1 rRNA gene is annotated in these 1775 nt (G+C 50.6%); it reads left to right on the forward strand.

The annotated features are described in order from the left end of the window. Positions 1-1775, forward strand: a 23S ribosomal RNA gene (locus tag LPC13_RS16620); the annotation flags it as partial.

The following is a 1775-nucleotide window of genomic DNA, read 5'->3' on the forward strand; positions in this document are numbered from 1 at the left end:
TTATGATAATCAAGTTCTGATCCAGAGTACCACGAGACACGTGAAACCTTGTGGGAAGCAGGGAGGACCACCTCCCAAGGCTAAATACTACCTGATGACCGATAGTGAAGCAGTACCGTGAGGGAAAGGTGAAAAGAACCCCGGGAGGGGAGTGAAATAGAACCTGAAACCATGTGCCTACAACCGGTCAGAGCCCCTTATGAGGGTGATGACGTGCTTTTTGTAGAACGAGCCAACGAGTTACGGTATGTAGCAAGGTTAAGTACTTAAGGTACGGAGCCGAAGGGAAACCGAGTCTTAATAGGGCGACTAGTTGCATGCCGTAGACCCGAAACCGGGTGACCTATCCATGGCCAGGTTGAAGCGAGGGTAAAACTTCGTGGAGGACCGAACCACGTTGCTGTTGAAAAAGCATGGGATGAGCTGTGGATAGCGGAGAAATTCCAATCGAACTCGGAGATAGCTGGTTCTCCCCGAAATAGCTTTAGGGCTAGCGTCGGATATGTCTAGTGGAGGTAGAGCACTGAATGGGCTAGGGGGCATAGCGCTTACCGAACCTTATCAAACTCCGAATGCCATATAGATTAAGTCCGGCAGTCAGACTACGAATGATAAGATCCGTGGTCAAAAGGGAAACAGCCCAGATCGTCAGCTAAGGTCCCAAAGTGTAAGTTAAGTGGAAAAGGATGTGGGATTTCTAAGACAACTAGGATGTTGGCTTAGAAGCAGCCACTCATTTAAAGAGTGCGTAATAGCTCACTAGTCGAGAGATCCTGCGCCGAAAATGTACCGGGGCTAAACTTACCACCGAAGCTACGGGCTTGCGTAAGCAAGCGGTAGGGGAGCGTCGTAATCGGGCTGAAGTCGTACCGTAAGGAGCGGTGGACTGATTACGAGTGAGAATGTTGGCATTAGTAGCGAGATGTAGGTGAGAATCCTACAGGCCGAATATCTAAGGTTTCCTCAGGAAGGCTCGTCCGCTGAGGGTTAGTCGGGACCTAAGCCGAGGCCGAAAGGCGTAGGCGATGGACAATCGGTTGATATTCCGATACCACTACCATCGTTATTATCGAGGGTGTGACGGAGAAGGATAGTGTGTGCTAGCGATTGGAAATGCTAGTCTAAGCGTTTAGGGAGTTACGGTAGGCAAATCCGCTGTAACAATTCTGAGGCGTGATGGGGAAGGCCCTTGAGGCTGAAGTACATGATTCCATGCTTCCAAGAAAAGCATCTAGAGAGAGAAGTAGTGCCCGTACCGCAAACCGACACAGGTAGATGAGGAGAGAATCCTAAGGCCGGCGGAAGAATTGCAGTTAAGGAACTAGGCAAATTGACCCCGTAAGTTCGCGAGAAGGGGTGCCTGCGAGAGCAGGCCGCAGAGAATAGGCCCAAGCAACTGTTTAGCAAAAACACAGGTCTCTGCTAAAGCGTAAGCTGATGTATAGGGGCTGACGCCTGCCCGGTGCTGGAAGGTTAAGGGGAACACTTAGCGCAAGCGAAGGTGTGAACTTAAGCCCCAGTAAACGGCGGCCGTAACTATAACGGTCCTAAGGTAGCGAAATTCCTTGTCAGGTAAGTTCTGACCCGCACGAATGGCGTAATGACTTGGGCACTGTCTCAACTGCAAATCCGGCGAAGTTGTAGTGCGAGTGAAGATGCTCGCTACCCGCGATTGGACGGAAAGACCCCGTAGAGCTTTACTGCAGCTTAGCATTGAATTCCGGTATTGTCTGTACAGGATAGGTGGGAGACTGGGAAACTAGGGCGTCAGCCTT

The sequence above is a fragment of the Clostridium celatum genome, from assembly GCF_021412605.1.
In the GTDB taxonomy this organism is placed as follows: domain Bacteria; phylum Bacillota; class Clostridia; order Clostridiales; family Clostridiaceae; genus Clostridium; species Clostridium celatum.